General features: G+C 51.0%; 14 protein-coding genes and 1 pseudogene. 10 read left to right on the top strand and 5 right to left on the bottom strand.

Features of this window, described 5'->3' with window-relative positions:
• The first annotated feature begins 49 nt into the window (after nt 1–49).
• A complete protein-coding gene (locus EPA93_RS43175) occupies nt 50–571 on the top strand; it encodes a hypothetical protein (RefSeq protein WP_129893488.1) in 522 nt (173 codons plus the stop codon).
• 190 nt (nt 572–761) lie between these two features.
• Here EPA93_RS43175 and EPA93_RS43170 read toward each other — a convergent pair whose 3' ends face one another.
• Both EPA93_RS43170 and EPA93_RS43165 read right to left on the bottom strand, forming a co-directional pair.
• Entirely contained in the window at nt 762–2414 is a 1653-nt protein-coding gene (locus EPA93_RS43170) for a hypothetical protein (RefSeq protein WP_129893487.1), read from the bottom strand.
• Nucleotides 2415–2759: 345 nt separating this feature from the next.
• Nucleotides 2760–4499 (bottom strand): S53 family peptidase, encoded by a 1740-nt coding sequence (locus EPA93_RS43165; protein WP_165423781.1) that lies wholly within the window; start codon nt 4497–4499, stop codon nt 2760–2762.
• Nucleotides 4500–4811: 312 nt separating this feature from the next.
• Between EPA93_RS43165 and uvrB the strand changes: the two genes are divergently transcribed.
• From uvrB to EPA93_RS43120, 9 genes and pseudogenes are all read left to right on the top strand, one after another.
• Nucleotides 4812–6806: an excinuclease ABC subunit UvrB gene (gene uvrB, locus EPA93_RS43160; RefSeq protein WP_129893485.1), complete on the top strand. Its 1995-nt coding sequence runs from the start codon at nt 4812–4814 to the stop codon at nt 6804–6806.
• A 319-nt stretch (nt 6807–7125) separates the two neighbouring features.
• Nucleotides 7126–8253, top strand: coding sequence for a homospermidine biosynthesis protein (locus EPA93_RS43155; protein ID WP_129893484.1), 1128 nt, complete (start codon nt 7126–7128; stop codon nt 8251–8253).
• Nucleotides 8254–8540: 287 nt separating this feature from the next.
• Nucleotides 8541–8972 (top strand): S-adenosylmethionine decarboxylase family protein, encoded by a 432-nt coding sequence (locus EPA93_RS43150; protein ID WP_129893483.1) that lies wholly within the window; start codon nt 8541–8543, stop codon nt 8970–8972.
• Between the two features lie 494 nt (nt 8973–9466).
• Nucleotides 9467–10338 (top strand): annotated as a pseudogene (speB, locus tag EPA93_RS43145) (agmatinase).
• Between the two features lie 97 nt (nt 10339–10435).
• On the top strand, nt 10436–11404 hold the full coding sequence (locus tag EPA93_RS43140) for a hypothetical protein (protein WP_129893481.1): 969 nt from the start codon (nt 10436–10438) through the stop codon (nt 11402–11404).
• 742 nt (nt 11405–12146) lie between these two features.
• Entirely contained in the window at nt 12147–13148 is a 1002-nt protein-coding gene (locus tag EPA93_RS43135; protein WP_129893480.1) for a hypothetical protein, read from the top strand.
• A 208-nt stretch (nt 13149–13356) separates the two neighbouring features.
• Nucleotides 13357–14301 carry a radical SAM protein gene (locus EPA93_RS43130; protein WP_129893479.1) on the top strand — a complete coding sequence of 315 codons (945 nt, stop codon included), beginning with the start codon at nt 13357–13359 and terminating at the stop codon, nt 14299–14301.
• Nucleotides 14302–14499: 198 nt separating this feature from the next.
• Nucleotides 14500–15489 (top strand): polyprenyl synthetase family protein, encoded by a 990-nt coding sequence (locus tag EPA93_RS43125; RefSeq protein WP_129893478.1) that lies wholly within the window; start codon nt 14500–14502, stop codon nt 15487–15489.
• 12 nt (nt 15490–15501) lie between these two features.
• Nucleotides 15502–16254, top strand: coding sequence for a ubiquinone/menaquinone biosynthesis methyltransferase (locus EPA93_RS43120; RefSeq protein ID WP_129893477.1), 753 nt, complete (start codon nt 15502–15504; stop codon nt 16252–16254).
• A 105-nt stretch (nt 16255–16359) separates the two neighbouring features.
• Here the strand turns inward: EPA93_RS43120 and EPA93_RS43115 are convergent, their stop codons facing one another.
• From EPA93_RS43115 to EPA93_RS43105, 3 genes are all read right to left on the bottom strand, one after another.
• On the bottom strand, nt 16360–18708 hold the full coding sequence (locus EPA93_RS43115; protein ID WP_129893476.1) for a serine/threonine protein kinase: 2349 nt from the start codon (nt 18706–18708) through the stop codon (nt 16360–16362).
• A 606-nt stretch (nt 18709–19314) separates the two neighbouring features.
• Entirely contained in the window at nt 19315–19722 is a 408-nt protein-coding gene (locus EPA93_RS43110) for a hypothetical protein (RefSeq protein WP_129893475.1), read from the bottom strand.
• A 209-nt stretch (nt 19723–19931) separates the two neighbouring features.
• The gene (locus EPA93_RS43105; RefSeq protein WP_129893474.1) at nt 19932–20588 is read right to left on the bottom strand and encodes a hypothetical protein; all 657 of its coding nucleotides are present in this window, start codon (nt 20586–20588) and stop codon (nt 19932–19934) included.
• Between the last annotated feature and the right edge of the window lie 21 nt (nt 20589–20609).

Genomic DNA, 20609 nt, shown 5'->3' with positions numbered 1-20609 from the left:
CTATCAAGCATATGGTTAGTAAGTGCCCCTCTGAAGGAGAAGAAATCTCATGGGTGATAGTTATTTTGATCTTATCTCGCAGGAATTGCTCAAGCAACAGCGCGTTATGGAGCAGTTGGAGGATGAGAATCGTGAGTTGCGTCGCCAGCTCGCAGACCTACGAGCCGGACACGGCATCTTTATCGAAATTTGTGGACAACGCTTTGCTCTCGCAACAGAAGCATCGGCTCCTATTGTTACTTATGACATACAAACACAGCAAGAGCTAGTTCCATTCTACCAGACTTCCTCCTCTGAGGACGAGGCTATATCGGTAGAGACTGATGCTACAGCATATCCTACACCTCCAGTGCCTATAGCTCAGCAGTCAGATATAGCTTACCTGCCCTTTGAAGGTACAGAGCGGATTGAGCCACCAACGTTCCTGGAAGAAGTGATCCTCGATGAGTTTGCCGCGGCTATGACGAATCCAATGGAAGCTCAAAAAGCACCTGCCGAGAAGGCACAACCCAACGAGGCGCAGCAGGCAACCTTGCGGCGCGAACTTATGGGTAGCTTTTTATTGGAATAATCTCTAGCACAAATTATCAGATAAGCTAAAGTGCCAGCAATTATAAAACATTTCAGGCTTTGGCTCCTTTTATTGGGCGTCCTCTGCAGAGAACGCCCAATTTTCTTGCACTCACCTCACGCTCCTTATCCCCTCCGCTTTCGCAGCCCCAAAGGCTTGCTAGATAGTCAGGCCCTCTGTATCAAAGACGCTAAAGATGAAAGTCAAGCGTGGCCTGCTTAAAGCCTTCTTTCTGCCGGGTAAGCATGAGCAGGGTCAAGTCAGTGGCATTTTGGGGCACCATGAAGGTAATACTTCCTGTTTTACCACTTGCCCCCTCCTCAAGAGCCAGGGGCAAGCTTGCATATTGAGGTAAGGCTGTGACGCCTCCAGCTTGCAAGCGCATATAATCATAGGCCGAGCCAACAATGGCGGCTTGAGCCAACGTATTATCGAGCTTAAGGGTTAGAGTCACATAGTGCATGCCCTGCTGCGCTTGCTTACCATCAAGATACATTTGCGAAGTCGCCTTGAGTAATGTCCAGTCCAGGCCTTGATACTGTACCTTCCCATTCAGCTGGCTGATCTTAGGCTTGTACTCATTGAGGGCATCAGCCTGCCCGCTTAAGGGAACGCCCATCTGGGCTTCATCAGAGGCGCCTATCTGCAATACAAGCTGGCGAATGTTTATATTACCGGCCACAGCAAAATCTACAAGCCCTTGCTGCCTGGCTCCCGGTAGGATACCAATCACATTTGCCCGCGTGTATGTCGGCGCCACCTTCTTCCCATCGGGCAGAACAAGCTGTACGACATTCGCATAAGGCACATTTACGGGGATGCTCGCCTTATTCAAGCCCTGCAGAAATATGCGCACCATACCGGTCTGACTGGTATTCGGGTCATCAACAAAATTTTGCGACTGCTGCACCTTGAGCACAGTGACATCGACTCCAGCATAGGTAACTAACGCGTTGATCGCGACAGTTCTGATAGGTGTCTGCGTCGGAACAATGTGCAGTAAATCAGGGACACGCAAACCAACTAAAGGTGCACAAAAATACCCCGCTGTGCCCACCACAATCATGACGGATACGAGAATCAGGCCAATGAGAGGCCTGGCCATACGACGTTTTTTAGCTTGCGGGGCCGATAAAGCAGAGGGCGTAGGGGATGGTGGCAGCTGAGGAGTTTGCGGGGCCAGAAAAGCTGGAGATGGCGCTTGATTATGGGAGGCAGGATACTGCTGACCCAACGAAATTGGTCCTCCTGGGAAAGATGGCGGCCCTGCCAATTGCGCTGGCTCTCCTATAGGTTCAATAGATGCTGCCTGCATCAAGGGCTGCTGATCCAACGAGATTGGACCTTGAGGCCCGAATTGCGGCACCTGTGGTTGTCTATTTGGCATCGCAGGAGTAACCGGCCATGTAGACTGATCGGCAAGAGAATCCTGCGAAAACTGGCTTTGTGGTCCCGCCTGGCCGGCTTGAAGGTTGGGATAGCCAGAGTCTGATGCTGGAGATGGCGGAGATATAGGTCCTTGCCATTGTACCGACTCTCCACTAATCGACGGATCAAGCGAAATAGGGCCGTAACGCTGCAATAATGATTGGCCACGCGGCACCCATCCTCCCTGACGATCCGGAAGCTTAGGGCGAACTGAACCCACCTCTGGCAGCTGCGCATCTTGCGGATTCCCTTCCTGGGCAGCATATGAAAGCGAAGGAGGAGCCTGCACTACAGAAGACTGCTCAGGTTCTCTGGCAAGCCAGGGAGTCATATCTAGTCCACAATGGCGGCAAAGAAGCTCTGTTCCTGCTGGCGCGCCACAACGCGGACAAGATGAGGGAAGTACCGAGGCCATAGCTGTTTCTTACTCCTTCCAAAGGCAGCGTAGCATGTAACCATATAACTAATGTATCATTCGCTCATGTATACGATAAAGCTAATAAATAGCAAGAAGCTACTCCATAATATAGTACCATCTACTCATCAATTCAAACCAGAGCTAGCTATTTCCCTATTCACATAAACGCCATTGTTTCATGACATAATCATCACTGGCACACAAGACGTCTCACTTCACCTTGATCGCCCAATATTTTTATTCAACACTATCTACAGACGTAACCCAGGCGCCTGGCACCTCTTTGCCACATCTTCTGATTGGAGCTAACGGCTGTAACCAAAAATCCGCTACGAGAAGTAGTCAGAGCAGGCTCTCCATTGTTTGGTAGAACGCTGGCAGGTTTGGCGTTCCTAGACCGGTTGTAAAATCCCAGCCCGCCGTAGCCGGATAATACAGATTATTGCCACGCGTGACATCATAATAAGCGCGTGCGCCCCCGCTGCTATTCATCACTTGATAGAAAAGCTGTGGTCCATAAGCAAAAGTATGATTTTGTTTGAGCGTACCTTCGTTTACAAGTGCCAGCCCAGCGGCCCAGATCGGAGCTGCGGCGCTGGTGCCTCCCACGGCTCCCCACTGGCCATTAAAGTAAACTGCAAGATTATAAGCTGCCGCCGCTAAATCAGGAATCTGGCGGGCTCCATGGGAAAAGCTATTGCGCACCCCTGGTGCATTTTGCCAGCCAGGTAGCTTGAACAGCTCGCTATTTCCTCCTCCACTCCCCCATCTATTCTTGCAGCTCCTATGATTTGAGCCATCGGACCAGGCACTCTCATTCGATCTCTCCTGCCTTCTATCGACTTGTAAGAATGTACCACCAACGGAAGTGACCCAGGGATCACTAGCTGGAAAACTCACGGCAAGATGGCCATAATGCTCATCGCCAAAGGCTCCGCAATCTCCGCTGGCTACGAAAACTGTCATATGCTCGATGCGCGTCAACTGCTCAAGGCTGCTATCAATCGCACGCAAATCATCAGCAGTCATCTCAGCCTCGGCAATGCCCAGACTAATACTTACTACGCCTCCACTATTCGCATTATTAACATTATCGTTGATAAGCTGTTGAAGCTCATCGTTTACGCTGCCCCATACATCATCACTACTGTTACCATCGGTCTGATAGACAACTATATTCGCTGCGCGGGCAAGACCAGCCACCATCTGAATATCCAACGTCGATTCACCAAGAGCATCCGCAGGGGGATTATCGACATTGGCGATAGAGACATGGCCGCGAAAATTGATACAACTCAGATAGTTTTGTATATCCTCCCGATAAGAGCCATCTACCTCTACCAGGTTAATCGTCATATTCTCTCCATTGAGTCCACGCTGCCAGAGCTGGCTCTGGCCATAAGCCCCGGCAATATCTCTAGGAAAGAGCGTATTGGCAGAAGGATAGCAATCGGCCTGCTGCGCAGTTTTATGAGTTCGGGTCGCAGCAAAATGGAGCATAAGATCATGTACAGGCTTCCCACTATAGTTATCAAGGCCAGTGATGGCCTCAATAGAGTTCGCCAAAAACGTTGGCACCTTTGGCGCCGGATTGGGAGCATAGAAGGTACGACCGTTATAGTTATGGAGCACAAATTTTGTTTGCAGCAAGCGGGAAAGCGTGCTTACCTTTGCATCAACAGAGAGATGGGTATGTAATTTACTCAGCTGAAGAGTGATACCGCTCAGGCTAAAGAAATTCTTGACCTTTTGATAGAATGTATCGCTGACACCAAGGTTATTTGCGAACTTCTCTAGCCTTGAAGGTTGCCCCTGCTGCACTTTATGCTGTTCAAGTTTTTTAAGCCAATTTTGATCAACTTTAAAGGTAATCCGCATATGCAGTACTTTGTCATTCGGTAACTGCCCAACAACTGGAGAATTTAAGGCTGCACCTGGTATACCAAGATTGACGCTAGTAAACTGTGGAGCATCAGGAAAGGGCCAGCAGCTCACCAGAGGCACACATAAGATAAGTAAACAAAGCAGATTGACGAGGATAGAGTGCGACCTGGCCTGGCGCACTCCTGCTAAGAAAGACATCTTCCGACCTCCAGCAGAATAATAGAGCCTCTTTACAAAAGCAGTAACAGACAGCATTCTTACATAAGCATGTATAGACGTAGTTCTTCTCTTTCTAACACGGAATAAGCAGCCAATAAGTTGAGTGCAAGTAAAAAAAGGGGCTGGAGAGAAGGCTAGCAATACCCTTACTCAGGGCAACATACGATAAAAGAAGCATAAATTTAGAACATAGAGAATCTCCCCTATTGGGTAGGCGTTTCAAGCTGAGATATGGTATAATGAGTGGGCAATTGGAAAAGATATTCTAACAAATTATAGGAAAATAGCGCCATGCCAGAATTCAAAGTAGAAGCACCCTTTCAACCTACTGGTGACCAACCAGAAGCAATCGCGCAGATCGCCACGGGCTTCAATGACGGCCATAGATACCAGACACTATTGGGCGTAACAGGCAGCGGCAAGACATATTCAGTAGCAAAAATCGTAGAGCAATTACAGAGACCCACCCTGGTACTGGCTCCCAACAAGACACTTGCAGCACAGCTTTACAGCGAATATAAAGAGTTTTTCCCCAACAATGCTGTAGAGTACTTTGTCTCTTACTATGACTATTATCAGCCAGAGGCCTATATTCCGCGTACGGATACATATGTTGAGAAAGAGAGCATGCTCAACGAAGAAATCGAGAAGCTGCGGCTCTCGACAACGCGTAGCCTCTTTGAGAGGCGCGACGTGCTTATTGTGGCCTCCGTTTCCTGCATCTACGGCCTTGGCAGTCCTGAAGAGTATGGCGAGGTTGTGCTCACGCTCAAAGTCGGCGAGGAGCGCAGGCGGGATAAAATCCTGCGCCAACTGACCTCCATCCAGTATGAGCGCAATGATGCTAACTTTATTCGTGGGCGTTTTCGTGTGCGCGGCGATGTATTAGAGATCTTTCCGGCCTATGAAGACGTCGCAGTACGCATCGAATTTTTCGGCGACGAGGTTGAGCGGATGACCGAGATCGACCCGCTTACCGGAGAAGTGCTGGGCAAGCGACAGCGCCTTGATATCTATCCTGCCAAGCACTGGGTCACTACGCAGGAGCGCCTGAATAAAGCCATTACAGCCATCGAACAAGAACTTGAGGAGCGCCTGGCCCAGCTTGAAACTGAGGGCAAGATTCTTGAAGCTGCGCGCCTGAAACAGCGCACCAACTTCGATATTGAGATGTTGCGCGAGACGGGCTTCTGCTCGGGCGTCGAGAACTATTCACGCCACCTGGCCGGGCGCTCGGCGGGCGAACAGCCCTGGACTTTGCTCGACTATATGCCAGAAGACTTTCTGCTTGTCGTAGACGAATCTCACGTCGCGCTCCCACAAGTGCGTGGGATGTTTGCAGGGGATCGTTCGCGCAAACAGGTACTTGTCGATTATGGCTTCCGTCTGCCCTCGGCAATGGATAATCGTCCCCTGACGTTCCCAGAATTTGAGCGCCAGATCAAGCAGGCTCTGTTCGTTTCCGCCACACCGGGACCCTATGAATATGAGCATAGCCAGGCTATCGTTGAGCAGCTCATTCGCCCTACAGGCTTGCTCGATCCTCAGATTAGCGTTCGTCCCACGAAAGGCCAGATTGACGATCTGCTGGCCGAGATCCGCCTGCGTGTCGAGAAAGGACAACGCGTCCTAGTGACTACGCTCACCAAGAAAATGGCCGAAGATCTTGCTGACTATATGCAAGAAATGAACATCAAGGTCCATTACTTGCACTCTGAGATCGATACAATTGAGCGCATTGAGATCTTACGCGATCTGCGCCTGGGCGTGTATGACGTCGTAGTGGGCATTAACCTCTTACGCGAAGGCCTCGATTTACCCGAGGTATCGCTGGTGGCGATTCTTGATGCCGATAAAGAGGGCTTCCTACGCTCAGAAGGCTCACTGATCCAGATCATCGGACGCGCAGCCCGCCACGTCGAAGGTAGCGTTATTATGTATGCAGATACGGTGACCAAATCAATGCAGCGCGCTATCGATGAGACGAACCGCCGCCGCAAGCTCCAGGTTGATTACAACGAGCGCCATCATATTGAGCCCCGTGGCATTAAGAAAGATGTGCGCACGCTTTCTGAGCGCATCAAAGCGATGAGTGGAGCTACAGCCGCCGAAGAGGATAATAAGGCAGTAGCTGTGGCCCTTGGCGGCATCCCCAAAGAGGATGCTTTGCGCTTGATTAAAGATCTTGAAGCGCAAATGCGCACGGCAGCTAAGCAGCTGGAGTTTGAGAAGGCGGCCCAGCTGCGCGACCAGATTATCGAGGTAAGAAGATTGATGATCGAATAAGGCTAGCCAATCCATTCCTGGCTAGCCTGACAGCTGCCATTCCATAGACAGCTTTCCTGCATAATCACCTCTAAGCAGCGCTTCCTGATAAGGCTGGGAAGCGCTGCTTGCTAGAATAAGAAAAGTCTGTCTAGCCCAAACCATCTGCGGATTCAGGACTTCTAGAAATAACATAAAAATTATTCATCGCACCACTTTTACTCCGAATTTGCGGCCCCATAGACACAAATAGCCTGCATAGCCACCTCCCTTTTTGATACAATAAAAAGCGGTCAGCTAACGACCTTACTTGAAAGCAAAGAAAGGACAGCAAAACTAGATGTCTCAGCATAATCCTCATGACGCTCACCGGGAGCATAGCCATGCACATGAGCACAACGAGTATCTCAGCGGGGCGCGTATCATACCGCATCGCATTCGCCCGAATATGACGGTTGCCGAACTCATAGATCAGCAGTTTCAGGCCTACAACTCGGCACGTCTTAACGAGGCAGCGCGCCTCTATGCCGAAAAAATGCTAGCTCCTGACGAAGATGTTACCATTGGTATGACCGTCGCCGGAGCCCTAACGCCCGCTGGTTTGGGCGGCTGTATCCTCACGTTAATGGAAAACGGCTTTGTCGACTTCCTTATCAGTACAGGGGCCAATCTTTATCACGATATGCACTATGCTCTGGCTATGTCCCTGCATCGCGGCGACTTCCGGCTCGATGATACTAAGCTGCAGGAAGAGGGCGTCATCCGTATCTATGATATCCTCTTTGAAGACAAAGTATTGCTCGACACAGATGCCTTTGTGCGCGAGAGCCTGAAGAGCTTGCCCAACCGCCCTATCTCTACCTCTGAGCTACATCATCACCTGGGCACTCAGCTGCTCAAAGCTGGCGTTAAGCCAGAATACTCAGTACTGGCGCAGGCGGCAGCCTGGAACGTTCCTATTTACACCTCATCTCCAGGCGACTCTTCCATTGGTATGAACGTCGCACGCCACGCCCTCGATGGCAATCTGCTCACGCTCGATCCCCTGGCCGACGTGAACGAAACCACGGCAATCGTCTACAATGCTACGCGCAACGGCGTAATCATCCTGGGTGGTGGTAGTCCCAAGAACTTCTATCTGCAAACGCAGCCCCAATTATGGGAAGTGCTGGGCGTCAACAAGGGCGGCCACGACTTCTTTATCCAGATTACTGCCGATGCTCCTCACTGGGGCGGACTATCAGGAGCCACTCCTTCAGAAGCGGTTTCATGGGGCAAGATTAAGCCAGACCAGTTGCACGATGCAGTTGTCGTTTATGGAGACTCAACTATTGCATTACCGTTGCTCACCGCCTATGCAGTCAGTAAAGCCAACCCACGCCCGCGCCGCGAGCTGTTTGCCAAACGGGGTGAACTGCTCAATAGCTTGAAAGACGCATATGAAGCAGGTAAAAAATTACGCCCATAACGTTTATCTTAACTTAATAGTCATTCTATTCCCAATTAGATGTACTGCCCACTTACATTTAGGTTGACAAGGGAGCTTTGATTTAGGTGAAAATTTCTGGCAATTAGGTGGAAAGAAATTTTGTTATTAGGTAAAAATATCGCCTTTCTCTGTTGCATTAGCTTGACAACCTAATGTATAATATCAACTCGTGTGAAGTAAACAGCACACGGCTCGCTACGCGTTCATTGGCAGCTAGTATGGCTGTAATGAGAAACGTAGATAAAACAGATTAAGGAGAAGACGCGATGCTTGTCCACTTAATGTTAGAACTTTACAACTGTGATCCTGAGATCTTGAGCAATGAGCCCTTGATCCGTCGTGTACTAGACGAGTATCCCGGCCGCGTAGGCATGGAGAAGGTAAGTCCTGTACATCTTTACGATATCGAGACGTCGAACCCACTTGATGCGGGTCTCTCGGGCTTTGTCGTCATCGCTCAGAGCCACATCAGTCTTCACGCCTGGCCCGAGTATCGCGAAGTTGATATCGATATCTGCTCGTGCAAGGAATTTAGCCAGGAGGACGCTATCGCATTCGCCAAAGAAATATTCCAGACGGATGATGTAGAATCACACTTCGTGGTACGTGCCACGCGTTCGCTGCGTCCCGAGACGCCTGATCCCGTTCGTTATGAAGAAGCAATGGCCGCTCGTCGAATCAAAGCGGAGGTGCGCTAAGGGCAAGAAGCGGAAGGCGAAGAGTATCTTCGCGCAAGCCTCTGGCTCAGGTGGAGGGTAAGGAGCTATCTGGATCAATCCAGCAATTGCTCTTACTCTCCTTTTTATTTCCCTACTTTATGTGCTCATCCCCCTGCAAAAATTCAGCTACTCAAGCAGCAGACATGGCTACGCTCGCAACACGTTCCCATCCCATCCAGGCAACCCGGCATACTCGAATTACCTGTATTACCAAATCTTCAACCCTTCCAGAGCGGGGTCTTGATGCCAGTCTGAAGCTGAAAGCTCTTCGAATTGACTCTTAGCCCACAAAAGCATTATCCTGTTGCGCTAGACCTTCAAGTAAAGTAGAATAACCAGCGCAATAGATATTCCTAAGCATCTATTTTTTTAACAGGTCCTGGAGCCGATAGCTTTAGTGAGCAAGGCAAAACCAAACCTTATAAAAACATGTGGCAGCTCAACTGAGGCCAGAAAAGGAACTTATAGCACCGATGAACACCGAACACGTGACACAGTTTGGAGCCCCGGATGCTCCTCACTGTAATCAAGATACAGCTCGCGTTACTATTATCCCGGCACCGCTTGAGTATAGCGTGTGTTATATGGAAGGAACCAGGCATGGGCCGCAGGCTATTCTCGATGCCTCAAGCCAGATGGAGCTTTACGACGAAGAACTGGGTTGTTGCCCTATAGAGATAGGCGTCTATACACGTCCCATCCTGGACTATAGCGGTATGGACCATGCTGCCGCCCTGAAAGCAACCGGGGAGTCCGTGCGGCACGTCTTGCAGCGCGGCCAGCTACCTTTTACCCTGGGTGGGGAACATTCGCTTTCAGCGCCGGCTATCGCGGCTGTACGCGAGTACTATCCCGATCTTACGGTGGTCCACATCGATGCCCATGGAGATCTGCGCGATACGTTTGAAGGAACGCCTCTTTCGCATGCCTCCATCGAGCGGCGCGTTGTTGATATGGACATTCCGCTGCTGGAAATTGGCATCCGCAGCTTCAGCCCTGAAGAGGCCGAGTTCATGAAAAGCAAACCAGATGTAGCTATCGTCTGGGCCTATCAGATGGCAAGGGGAAAGGCGACTATTCCCTGGGAACGCCTGGGAAAGCATACCTATATTACGTTTGATCTCGATGCTATTGATCCAGGCGAGATGCCTGCTGTCGGCACGCCAGAACCCGGGGGCTCTCATGGTACCAGACGCTCGACCTCTTGCAGGAAATTTTTCAGCGCACAACTGTCGTGGGAATGGATGTCGTTGAGCTTTGCCCCATGGAAGGCCAGACACGCGCCGATTTTCTGGCTGCCAGACTGGTTTATAAAATGATTGGGTATCGCTTTCACGCGTTCTGAGACCTGCGCCGGTTGTACATGTTCTCTCCCTACCACTATAATACATATAGGACCCGTATGTACAATGCGCACGGATAGCTACTCATAAGGTATTGCTATGGCCAAACGAGTGCCACAAATTAGTTTCTCTTTGTGCTGTATTATCTTACTCAGCTTTCTCTTGAACGGTTGCAATAATTCTCCAGCCGTTCAAGAGCAGGCTCATACACGCACTTTTCAGGCCCCCAACACGCGCGCAATCACCTACAGCACCCAGCCAGATGATGTGCTCATACGTACCTTCCATAGTGGTGGCCTCTATGGTACTCTAGAGCTTCATCCCGAATTTAGTATTTATGGAGACGGAACATATATTCTTGGGCTAGAAAGAAAGGGGAAACTCTCAACTGATGAGTTACAGCAATTATTGAATATACTCATCAGTACAGATGGAGTATTAGATTTCACACACCAACAATTTTCTGATCTTCAGGATCAAAATGCAACCTTTCTTGAGTTAAATCTTAATGGGAGCCATAAAGAGCTGGTCTATGGTATAGTGAATCACTATCATGCCAGCCAGCAAGAGCTAGACGAGTATCAACGCCTCGACCGGGCCCTTACCGCCATTGCTGCAGCCCTGAAAGGTCCCGTCCAGCCCTATCAGGGAAACGACGTTGCCTTGCTAGTCCGGCGCACTTTTAGCCCCGATCTCACGCAAACCATTCCTGATTGGTCTCTGCCAGATTTCACGCTTGCGCAGGCTGCCGCCTATGAATGCGGCTTGCTTCCACCCGATGAAGTGAGCTTTAATGGCGAAAGCCCTTGCCTCAAGTATACGCTTCCCGAGCACGCAATTTTGCTCAATGCTTCTCAATTGAACAGCCTGAAAGCGCAGATGCATGGAGAGCAGGGCACCTTTAGCGAGGGTGGGCATTATTATACAGTTATACTGCGCCCGCTCCTGCCTGATGAAGCCTCTAGAAAGATAGTAGCCATGTTTGGCAGCGCACAGGATAGTTATAAAGACACACCGCTGCTTGCTGGGCCGGTGCCTCCGGAACCTACACCAACCCCGCAAAAATGATGTTAAGCAAATGCGGCAAGCAAATTGGCCCACTCAAGGCAGCGGCAGGGCCCGGCCTCGCTGAATTTTTGGGCTCACTTACGATACTGGATGATATAGCCACGTCAATCTGTTAACGCATATAGGGGCAAAGACGAGAGCGGCACCAGACAGAGTTGCCAGAAATGGAGCAACGTGGAGGAATTCAGCGCTGCCCTCAGGCGGCCTAAGAACGAGAACTTGAAAGCCCTGCTCAAACTGCAGAGGTACATAGCCATAGCAAGAAAGATTATGATATACTAAGTGGGACGCGCTCCCTTTTACTGAGGCATACAGAGGATAAAGCGCGTCAAGTTGTCTTTTTTCAGTAGGTGAGGAACGAATGACGGGAGGAGTCTAAAGATCTTACCGATCTAACCACCACTTACAATTATATCCCCATACGGTTTTAAATGTCAGGGGCCTGATCCCTTGCAAGGCACGGAAGCCACACAATGCAGACATCAACCAGGCCGGGGACACAGCCAGGGGCTTGCTCTCATCAAGTCACGTTAGAGAGATAGGGGGAAACAGAGGATTTTAAGTAAATGGCTCTCTAACATTGTCAAGGCGAATTTTTATTGCATAAGTAGAGGGATCAGGAAGCGTTCTCACTTAAAGACGCTTCTCCCGCAAGGGATGCACACAGCAGAAAAGGAGGCGCTAACTCCCGCCGCCAATATTGGCCCGGGCCTCCGCGCCTACACTTTCTATGAAAGGAAACATGACCAGAAATTTCGATAAGCGCTGGAGAGATGACTCGCGCCCATCATTTCACAATCAGTCCTCATCAGACAGGTACAGAGAAGAGCGACCTTCGCGTCCTGGACGGCCTCGCCTTAATCGCGAAACTGTAGATCGCGCCTGGGAAAACGGTGCACAGCATACGCACGCGGATTACCGAACGCGCACCAACAATCAAAGGCCAGCGCCAGGTAATGGCAGGCGTGGCTATCAACAGCAGCCATTTGGTTCTCGTTACTCGGGTCCAAACGGTCCCCGCACAGATAGCTATAATCGCCGCACATACCAGGATGGCCCACCGAGCTATGGCCCAAAGGGTTCTTCTTATACACAATACCCTGATTCCAACAGGCGCTCTTACGAGCGGCCAGACCGCGAACAGGATAACTTCAGAAAACCCTATAACTCGCGCCCAGGTAGACGCCCCGCCTCTTCCTATGGAAGAGACAACGGCTTTCGGGGGCAAGGACCACGCCAGAATCAGGCCTCTGGACGCGGCTACCATAACGCGGGCAGGCAAAATGGTTATTCCACACCTTCATCTTACGATGGCCATTTTGAGGGCGATTACGAGCGTTTCAATGAAGATCCTTATCCATCAAATCGACCAACATCTAGACGGCGTGAAACAAGATATAACGACAGATCTTATGGTGCCCGTGAACAAGAACAGGCTCCCCGAGAACTGCATGTGACACGCCTGCCCGATGGTCGCGTCTTGAAAGGTTCACGACCAGCGCAGCGCGAGCAGGCAGCCTTCTGGACGGGAATAGAGCAAGACACCGAAGAGCTGCTCGATACTATTGAGTCCCCAGAAGCTACGCCTGAAACAACTCCGGAGAAAAGACCGGAGAAGAAAAATGCTTATCTGAAGGCACGGGCTAAACAAACCTCTTCATCCGGGCCACGCTCTGGAGCACGTCAGCCAAAGCCCACTGCCTCTAGAGCAACGCGAGGTCGAACCAAGCGTCCAATACGCTAGAAAATTTTATCCGGAACAATGTGTCCGGGGCGGGGAACCGGACACAACCTATATAAGGTGCTTGAAGCAGTCTTGAGATAAAGCAAGACTTGTGTGAAGAGTGTATACGTTGCCAGCTATGGCAGCGTCATTACAAAAGTTGTGTAGGCAGAAGTTTCAGCCTATTAGTGAAAGCCATAATACTTTTTTGGGATATCGGAGCAGCCAGATGCTTTACCCTAGCTATCTCAACCTGTATGAAACCGGCGAACTAGCAGAGCGTGCAGCCGCCGCGTGGGAGATTCTTAGCAGATGTACTATCTGCCCGCAAAACTGCCGCTGTAACCGTATCGCCGGCAAAACTGGTGTCTGCCACTCTGGCACAGAGGCGATAGTGGCCTCCTGGAATGTGCACAGACGCGAGGAGCCACCCATCAGCGGCACCCGAGGAGCAGGAACGATTTTCTTCGGCTATTGCCAGGCACGTTGCACATATTGTCAGAATTTTTCGCTTAGCCAGGGTGGCCTGGGCCATCGCGTTGGCCCTGAACGCCTGGCCGATATGATGCTGTATTTGCAGAAAAAACGTTGCCACAATCTAGATCTGGTAACTCCCACCCACTTTGTGCCCCAGATCCTGGCCGCGCTTGTCATCGCATGTGAAAAAGGCTTGCGTCTGCCCCTCGTCTATAACTGCGCCGGCTACGAAAACCTGGAGACCTTACAGCTTCTGGATGGCGTCGTTGATATCTACCTTCCCGATGCTAAATATTCCGATAATAAAAACGCCTTGCGCACTTCCAAGATGCCGCGCTACGTGGAACACAACCAAGCATCACTGCGTGAGATGTTTCGCCAGGTTGGCCCTCTGGAGCTAGATGAGGAGGGCATCGGACGACGCGGATTACTGATCCGTCACCTGGTAATGCCAGAGGACATTTCCGGCACGCGCGAGGTGCTGCGTTGGATCGCAGAGGAATTAGGCCCGGATACTCCCGTGAGCCTGATGGATCAATATTTCCCAGCCTGGAAGGCCGTCAACGACCCCATCCTGAATCGGCGCTTAAGCTGGTCCGAATACCGCAAAGCGCTTGATGCGCTTGATGAACTTAACTTCACCGCCGGTTACGTGCAGGAAGACTTGATCGAGGTAGATACTTCGTCCGATATATAAGTCTAGATACCTATGCTTAAGGTATCGCTATGCCTAAATTCTTTATTGTTAATGGACAACACACGCTATAATCTAACAGGGGGTATATTAATTCACGGTACGCAAGCAGCGGGCTCTTGTTAAAGGCCCTTTCTCCCTACATCATGCCAGATACTGCGTTAGTCCGTGCCAGAAGGTATACGAAATGGAGAGTCCTTTATGAATACCGCGGCCACGTTGAGCCGACTTTTTACCAGCATCCAATCTGACCTTGAGCAGGTGGATGCTACTTTTCAGGAACGAGCAACCTCGGGACTCGACATCCTCAACGCTGCTTCAATGCATGCTCTTGGATCGCCGGGGAAACGCCTCAGAACAGCTCTCACCCTGTTATCAGGCAAGCTAAACAACTATCGCTTCGACAAGCTTCTCCCTTTGAGCGTCGCTTACGAAATGCTTCATCTAGCGACGCTTATTCATGATGATATTGTCGATGAAGCGCAGACGCGCCGGGGAAACCCTACAGTCAATTCTGTCTGGGGCGACAAGATTGCCATTCTTCTTGGGGACTACTACTTTGCCAAAACAGCAGGTCTCATCGCCGATATCGAGGACCCTCGTATCGATCATCTCTTCTCAGACACTGTGGCCACAGTTTGCGAAGGTACGATTTTGGAGATCATGGCGGCCGGACGCATAGACCTGACCGTAGAGGCGTACTACGAAAAAATTAAATGCAAAACTGCCTGCCTGTTCGCGGCCTGCAGCAAGGGTGGCGCGATTGTCAGCGGAGCTTCCCCAGATGAGATTAGTTATATGTATGACTATGGTTTGCATCTGGGCATGGCTTTCCAGGTCATTGATGATATCCTTGATTACACGCAAGATCAATCAACTATAGGCAAGCCTGCTGGTAATGACTTGCGACAAGGGATGATTACGCTTCCACTCATTTATGCGTTACAAGAGCCCTCTTCCAACGGCCATCAACAAAAAGTGCAGGACTTGCTTCACAGCAATACACGCAATGAGAGCGATTTACAGGAAATAATTGCCTGGGTTTCTCAAGGCTATGGGGTAAAGCAATCGCTGTTGGATGCTTACGCCCATGGCAATAAGGCCCGCGAAGCTTTATATCATTTCCCGGACTCCTCCAACCGTGATGTATTGGATGAGCTTATTGATTTTGTTGTCATTCGCAAAAAATAGCAGGCATTCTATATGAGCGCGAAGATTTCATTAGAGGATTTATTCCAGACCACCGGGGGCAAGCGGCCCTACGTCCAGCGCCTTTTCGGCCGGATTGCAGGCGTTTACGATCTTATGAATCGCCTGATGAGCTTTGGACTCGATCGCTACTGGCGTAAAAGGGCTGCACGCTATCTAGCCCTGGGTACAGGCGAAACGGGTCTGGATCTCGGTGCCGGGACTGCTGATCTCTCAATCGCGGTTATCCGCAATTCCGGCCCTGGCACCCATATGATCGGCATGGACATTACCCCAGAGATGCTTGAGCAAGGGCGCAAGAAAATTGCTCGTCTCGGCTTAGAAGATTGCATCGAGCTACGTGTTGGCGATGCTGAGCATATCGATCTTCCAGATAATAGTGTGGACGGATGCTGCTCAGGCTTTACAGCGCGCAATCTTACAGATCTCAGACAAGGCTTTCGGGAAATGCTACGCGTAGTACGCCCGGGAGGGCGCGTGGTTTGCCTGGAAATCAGTCATCCACCTGGTAAGATTTTCGGCAGCCTGTTTCACTTCTATTTCTATCGCTTAGCACCACTCTTTGGCACTATTATTGGTAAGGCCTTCGAGGAATATAACTACCTGCCTCATTCGCTGACGCATTTTCCAGATGCTCCAACGCTCAAGGCAATTATGGAAGAGGTTGGCTGGAGCGATGTACGCTTCTACCGTCTCTCAGGGGGCATGGTAGCTATCCATGTAGGTACCAGAGCCGAAGAAAAGTAACATTTCGCCACAAACGTATGGGTCCCTCTCTGGAGAGAGGGACCCTTTTTATGCTACGCTACAGGCAAACAGATGAAGGCAATGCGCTCACGCTTCCCTGTTTACTTAGCCCAGACCGCGACCTATCGCCACAACGACTATTAAAGATACCAATATGCCGCTGAGCCAGAATATCGAGGCCCGCAAATCATTCTTCTCTTCCAGCGGCGGCAACTCTTCTGGTCGAGGCAGCAGCAACTTGCGGTCCTGCTCATCATCCTCAAGGCCTGCACCCAACAAGTTTGGCAGCATCTGGGCCACGCTATCGGGCACGCCCTGATTCGCTACGAGCGAGGAAGAAGCTGGGGCCTGAGCTGGCATTTCGGGCAAACTGCTGCCAAGGACAAACCCATTGCCCAGGGTAGCATTGCTTCCGGCTGAACGAATCGCCAACAATTCCTGACGCAACTCTGAGGGACGCTGATAGCGCTGATTGGCACCCGGGCGCAAGCCCTTTGAGAGAATTGCATCGAATTCCGCTGATATTGCTGGGTTGAGTCGTCGCGCCGAGGGAATTGTTGCACTTCCACCTATTGCGCTGGGCATAGTACCAGTCACTGCATGATAGGCAGTGGCCAGGAGCGAGTACAGGTCGGAACGAACATCGATGACTCCGCGGCTAAACTCAGGAGCCATATAGGGAGTCAGGCGAGCCCGGTCATTTCCCGTTATATACTGGGTTGCTCCACCGGCCAGGAGAATAGAAAAGTCGGTAAGTTTATACTGATCACCGGATAAGCTCACCACGATATGTTCCGGCTGAATCCGCCCATGCACCAGAGGCGGAGACTGCTGCGCCAATAATTCCAGAACTTCGGTCATCTGCAGACAACATTCGATGACTTCTTGCTCAGGCAGCGCTCTCCCGGTTCGCCGCATATGATTAACCAGGCTTTCGCCATCCAAGGGCTCAAAGACAAAGAAGCTGCGCCCCTGCTCGCCGAAGGCATCCCAAAGAGTGGGGATGCGTGGATGCCGTCCTACCGAGGTAAGGGCAACAGTTGCCGCACGCAGGATAGATTGTCCAAGCATCGATGTGCTATCGGGCATAACAACTTCACAGACCATGACCGGCGCTCCGGCGCGCTGCGAATCCTGAGCAATCCACGTATCCTCATAGACGCCAAGAGCCCATTCCTGGTGTTCCTGCAATTCCTGCAAGCGATAGCGACCGCCGCGCAGCAAAGTACCAGGCATAAGCATGTTTTTTGCGGCAGCACCTTCACTAGCGGCCAGGGGCAGCGGTGAGATAGGATCACCCGATGGGGTCTGCGGCAGCGGCGTCATTGGAGGCTGAGAACGCTCTTGTGTTGGATCAGTGACCAGGCGGCTGGCTCGAAATGGAGTCTGGGGGCGAGGAGTGTTGGGAACAGCAATATTATCTATGCTACGCGCTCCAGAAGTAAAACCAGTGCCCGTCTGCGAAGGCGTATTTCTTGTCCCGAAATTTCCCGGGTTCGAGCCTCCCAACTGCTGTGAAGGGGTTAAGCCCGGCTGTGAGGGAGTACTTCTTGACCTGAAATTCGCTGGATTCGAGCCTCCCAGCTGCTGCGAAGGAGTTAATCCTGCCTGCGAAGGCGTATTCCTCGTTCCAAAGGTTCCCGGGTTCGATCCCCCTGACTGCTGTGAGGAGCTGAGATTCGGCTGCGAAGGCGTATTCCTTGCCCCAAAGGTCCCGGGGTTCGATCCTCCCAATTGTTGGGAACGTGTCAAATTCGGCTGCGAAGGTGTATTCCTTGCCCCAAAGGTTCCCGAGTTTGAGCCTCCCAGCTGCTGCGAGGGCGTTGAGCCCGGCTGTGAGGGAGTACTTCTTGATCCGAAATTCGCTGGATTCGAGCCTCCCAGCTGCTGTGAGGAGCTGAGATTCGAGTTCGAGCCTGATCGGGGCACGGCGCCGCCTCCCAGGAACGGATTGCTATCCCTATTTGTTGGAGGGAACGTAGATCCCAAAGAACCCGAAACATTTGATGCTTGCTCTTGTGAAAAATCCAGGCCGCTCGAAATTCGCCCAGGCCCCGGAAGTGGTGGAAGCGGTGTATTCGCTCCTGGCAGCTCTCCAATATTATAGCCTTGTGGAGAAGAAAGCGGAAATTGCGCATTAGATCCCGGCTTTGGCCCTGATAGCCCTCCTGCATTACGCTCAGATTGAGAAGGTGGAAATGCAGAGCTACCAAAGGGATTCTCTCGTTGAGGCTTAGGAGATGCCGATAGTGGAGGTATCGTCGTGCTGCCAGGCTGGCCAAACGCGGCTTCACTGGGACGTTGCACGGGTGCCACACCCGGTTGCGACTGCTGTGTTTGCGGTGCCTGTGTACGCGCCGCTCCTGAATAGCCAGGTAAGCGTACTAGAAGACCGCAACGCGAACAAGGACTCTTACTTACATCCCACTCATTGCCACACCGTGGGCACGTCATAATATATCCCTCTCTGCTCAAATAAATCTACGCTTACAACGCTATTGAGCTACCTAACTGGTTCTGGCACATAACCGATGACCTTGAATACATGTTATCCATACGACCAAGCCTACATGCACTCTATTAGCCCTCGTTATGGACAAAACCGTTCATAGATAAATAAAAACATGCAATTATTGCATCGGCGCTCTTCTCTTCACTGAGCCCTCCCCTCCCTACCAGAGGTCTCTCCACACCACCAATAGGCATCTATTCCGATAAACAAAACCCCGAGGTAGCTAGAGACCTCGGGACACCCACATCTGCCTCAAGAAGAGTAAGCTTACGCGCAAAGTATAGAGGAGAAAAGGTAATGTGTCAATATTTGTACATCTTTTTTGCTATTAACGGCGGATCAAACCACATATCGAAAATGTGGTACTTCCAACTAAGGAAAACGCAGGAGGCGCGGCCTCAATGCTCCTTACCGGTGGCAAAAGTTTCCTATGTTCTTAGTTGGACTTTACAGCTCTTGACGTTAGCGGGCTACCTCAGTTGTTCTGCGCGGCAGATCTAGTATCATACATTCCGCGTATCTACGCCTGCATCCTTGCAGGGCAGCGACTAGCGCTTGAGATTGCGGCCAATCGGTGTCAATCCGCTTAGAAAAACCTCTAGAACCTTGGCCAGATCATAGAGCTGAGTCGCCTCGCCCACAGAAACTTCATGGCCCGGATGCGCAACCTGGTACAAGAGCTGGACAGCTGCGTGCTTTGTTGTAGTGGTAGTCTCCGCAGCGGCCGAACCAAGCAATGAAGCTCGCATGGCATCTACGCTTGCATTGACTTGCTCAAGCTGAGCAATATCAATAAAACTCGCTGGCTTTGGCGACCCTTTTCCTTGCTTCTCGCTTGCCTTGCTCATTTCCCATTGGCGACGCGCCTTTTTCCCGGCTGAGCAGAAACAGAACTCTGGATGTTCCGAATCCGAGTTCTGCAAGCCCGTATCGTCACAGATCAGGCAGATAGGCATAAGACTTCATCTCCTCTTTGCTAATCGTGCTACTCTTATTGTAGCACTCGCGGAGCCCACATTCCCAGAAATCCCCGGCCGCAAAGTACTTCTGTATCGGAATATCTCACAAATGTACATACTATACCACAGAACGTAGCCGGGAAACGTTGTTAAGACCAAAGGCCCGGCACGCCTGAACCTTATCCAAAGATACTTCCTTAGCGCCTTTACTCTGTACTGAGAAATGTTTGCAAAGCCTGCATGATTTGCTCCATAGCCCTCAATGATTGCAAGACATCTCCGGCTATCTCCATACCATGATTTGCCCCTGCAATAACTAGCAGTTCGCTATGTGTTGCCGTCTGAATCTCTGCCAGAGGAGCAGGATCATAATGTCCATCAGCAGTGCCAATGACCAGGAGCGAGCGCCGGCCGTAGCTGATAATTTGCGCACATAGAGCAGCTCGTGAAAGCAGAGGCGTAAGCCAAACAGCCTTTGCCTGGGCCAAACGGGGATCAGTCGTCAGCAAAGCGCCCATTGCCAGTGTCCCCAGCGACTTACCAATTATCGTTATCTGGCGATATTTTCTCTGGGTCAGAACAGCCTGGCAGGCAGCCCCCACGTCAGCATTGAGAAGCTGGGCCAGCTCTGCTCCGGCCTGCGCTTTAAAATCGGCTCTCTGGTTATACTCAACCCATAGCACATCGGCTCCCTGATCCTGCAGAACGCGGGTTGCGTAAAAGAGCAACGGCATCTGACAGGTATAGCCAATGCCGGGCAAAATAACAGCAATATGTTCAGCTTCCTTTTCCTGGCGCCAGAAAGTATTTGGAACGCGCTCGCCATGGTAGCCAGCAATGTCTAACGTGATCATCTCCGCCATAGTGTATAGCACTCCTTTCCA

Origin of the sequence: Ktedonosporobacter rubrisoli, from assembly GCF_004208415.1 — a bacterium.
Classification (GTDB): Bacteria; Chloroflexota; Ktedonobacteria; order Ktedonobacterales; family Ktedonobacteraceae; genus Ktedonosporobacter; species Ktedonosporobacter rubrisoli.
Note: the sequence above shows the minus strand (reverse complement) of the source record. Positions and strands in the feature narration are given on the sequence as shown.

Coding starts and splice junctions, on each gene's coding strand:
- EPA93_RS43110 (WP_129893475.1), bottom strand. CDS start 19,722: ATGCCTATCTGCCTGATCTGTGACGATACGGGCTTGCAGAACTCGGAT.
- EPA93_RS43105 (WP_129893474.1), bottom strand. CDS start 20,588: ATGGCGGAGATGATCACGTTAGACATTGCTGGCTACCATGGCGAGCGC.
- EPA93_RS43165 (WP_165423781.1), bottom strand. CDS start 4,499: ATGTCTTTCTTAGCAGGAGTGCGCCAGGCCAGGTCGCACTCTATCCTC.
- EPA93_RS43155 (WP_129893484.1), top strand. CDS start 7,126: ATGTCTCAGCATAATCCTCATGACGCTCACCGGGAGCATAGCCATGCA.
- EPA93_RS43140 (WP_129893481.1), top strand. CDS start 10,436: ATGGCCAAACGAGTGCCACAAATTAGTTTCTCTTTGTGCTGTATTATC.
- uvrB (WP_129893485.1), top strand. CDS start 4,812: ATGCCAGAATTCAAAGTAGAAGCACCCTTTCAACCTACTGGTGACCAA.
- EPA93_RS43175 (WP_129893488.1), top strand. CDS start 50: ATGGGTGATAGTTATTTTGATCTTATCTCGCAGGAATTGCTCAAGCAA.
- EPA93_RS43115 (WP_129893476.1), bottom strand. CDS start 18,708: ATGACGTGCCCACGGTGTGGCAATGAGTGGGATGTAAGTAAGAGTCCT.
- EPA93_RS43135 (WP_129893480.1), top strand. CDS start 12,147: ATGACCAGAAATTTCGATAAGCGCTGGAGAGATGACTCGCGCCCATCA.
- EPA93_RS43170 (WP_129893487.1), bottom strand. CDS start 2,414: ATGGCCTCGGTACTTCCCTCATCTTGTCCGCGTTGTGGCGCGCCAGCA.
- EPA93_RS43130 (WP_129893479.1), top strand. CDS start 13,357: ATGCTTTACCCTAGCTATCTCAACCTGTATGAAACCGGCGAACTAGCA.
- EPA93_RS43125 (WP_129893478.1), top strand. CDS start 14,500: ATGAATACCGCGGCCACGTTGAGCCGACTTTTTACCAGCATCCAATCT.
- EPA93_RS43120 (WP_129893477.1), top strand. CDS start 15,502: ATGAGCGCGAAGATTTCATTAGAGGATTTATTCCAGACCACCGGGGGC.
- EPA93_RS43150 (WP_129893483.1), top strand. CDS start 8,541: ATGCTTGTCCACTTAATGTTAGAACTTTACAACTGTGATCCTGAGATC.